The 2,222-nt window shown below is 73.2% G+C and carries 1 protein-coding gene; it reads right to left on the minus strand.

The features are described 5' to 3' along the window. The coding region (locus tag AB0J52_RS37160; protein WP_500187620.1) for an ADP-ribosyltransferase at window positions 1–2,222 on the minus strand (2,222 nt) is incomplete at both ends.

Here is a 2,222-nt window from a genome sequence, read left to right on the forward strand (position 1 = left end):
GGCGGTCGTTGCCCGGCGTCCGGTCGGACGTCGGGGTTCGGTCGGACGTCGGGGTTCGGTCGGCCGGGGTGTTGGTGGGGGTGTGGGTCGGGGTCGGGTCGGTGGCCGGAGTCCGGTCCGAGGTGGACGGCGTCCGGTCGGTGGACGGGGTCCGGTCGGCGAGGCTGGGGCCGTGGTCCGAGGTCGGCGTGCGGTCGGACGTGGGCGTCCTGTCCGTGGACGGGGTCCTGTCCGTGGGGGAGGCCGGGGTCCGGTCGGACGGGGGGCGCTCCGAGGTGGGACGGTCGGACGGCGTCCGGTCCGCGGACGCCGGGGTGTGCTCGGACGTCGGGGTCCGGTCCGTCGGAGGCGTCCGGTGCGTCGGCGACGGGGTGCGGTCGGCGGGTCCCGGCGTGCGGTCCGTGGGCGGGGTGCGGTCCGTCGGTGGGGTGTGGTCGGTGGCCGGGACGCGGTCCGGGGTGGACGTGGGCTCGGAGGACCGGTCGGCCGGACGCGTCGTCGGGGTGCGGTCACCGGGTTGGGTGTGGTCGCCGGGCGGAGTGTGGTCCGTCGTGGCGGTGTCCCGGATGGTGGGGGTGCGTTCGGGCGTCGCGGACGACGGCGTCCGCTCGGGGGCAGCGGACGAGGGGTCGGACGTGGACGGCGTGCGCTCGGACGCCGGAGTGTGGTCCGTCGTCGGCGCCCGGTCCGGGGCCGGAGACGGAGACGGAGACCGGTCCGGGGTGTTCGGGGTGTGGTCCGGGGCGGGGCCGCTCGGGGCGGCCGACGGATCCGGATGGGACGTGGCGGTCGTCGGTGGCGGGTCGTGCGGGACGACCCGGGCGTGGACGTCGAAGGTCGGCCGGCCGTGCTGGTCGACGCCGGTCTGCCGGACGTCGGTGATCTCGTAGCTGGTGCCGCGCGGCAGGATGAGTTCCCGCTGGTTCGGGAACATGCTGTTCTGGCCCATCCAGACGCCGTGGGTGCCCTCGGGAAGGTGGAGGTGCATCTGGATGGCGAAGGGGTTGTTGTCCACGACGGCGGGGCTGTTGCCCAGGGACGTGGACATGTAGGCCGGCTCGTGCTGCGTCGTCCCGATCAGTTCCCGGGGGTCGCGCGAGCCGAGGGGCGTGCCGTCGCCGGTCTGCATGAACGACAGGTCGTGCAGGCCGCGCCGGGCCTCCACCGGCTCGGGGAGCGGGTGGGCGAGCGCCTGGTCGATCTCGCTGATGCGGTTGTTGAACACCTCGGTCGTCGGGTGCTCGCCGAACATCCGGTGGTAGAACTCGTACCCTTCCGCGTCGCCCTTGATCTGCTCGAGCGTGGCGTGCGGGTTCGGTGAGTTGACGATGTACTCGACCAGTTGCCGCTGGTAGGGATCCAGGCGGCTGGGGTCGCGCGCCATGTCGAAGACCTGGCGGATGTTCGGTGTCTGGTGGTTGTTGGCGTAGTCCAGCGCGGTGCGCGCGTAGTGCTGGTTGTACAGGTGCTGGAACATCGCACCTGGGTCGTCGCCGGTCCGCAGGTAGTGGTTCTGGACCGACTGGCGCGTGTACTGGCGAAGCGCGTTCTGCTGCTCCGGCGGCAGCACGCCCTCGAAGACGTGCTGCAAACGCCGCTGTCCGTAGAGTTCGCCGTCCGCGTCGCTGTCGAAGCGGCGGACGCCGTCCTCGTGCACCCGTCCGGGCGTCGGGTCGTGGGTCGTCCAGCTGGTCGAGGTCGCGTTGCCGTGCTCGTCGATGTGGACGGGGCCGTCCGGCGTGATGACCCGCTGGCCCAGGTGTTCGGCGACATGCTGGCCGAAGTTCCCGGCTCCGGTGTTGTCCGAGAGGAGGACGACGGGCCGGCCGTTCCAGTTCGGGTCGTTCCGGACGGTGTCGGAGAACTCCTCCGGCGATATCCGGCGCCCGCCGACGGACGGGCCGTTCCGGTCGCCGGGGGCGTCCACGATGTAGTGGTTCGGGTCCGGCGGGACCCGGTCGGCGTTCTGGTGCCCCGGGCGTCCCTCCGCGTCGTGGAAGGACCGTCCGGACGGCGTCTCGTCGCTCTGCCGGAAGTTGTCGCGCAGGTGCTCGGGCACGTTCTCCGGGACGGGCCGCGGCTCGTGCTCGCCGCGCGGCACGGCGTCGCGCTCGTCCGGCGTGTTCGGGTCGCGGTCGGCGCGCGGGCTCGGCTCGTGCTCGCCGGGCGTGTTGGGGTCGCGATCGGGGCGCGGTCCGCCCTCGTGCTCCTCCGGATTGGCC

The sequence above is a fragment of the Spirillospora sp. NPDC049652 genome (assembly GCF_040675125.1).
Lineage (GTDB): Bacteria > Actinomycetota > Actinomycetes > Streptosporangiales > Streptosporangiaceae > Spirillospora.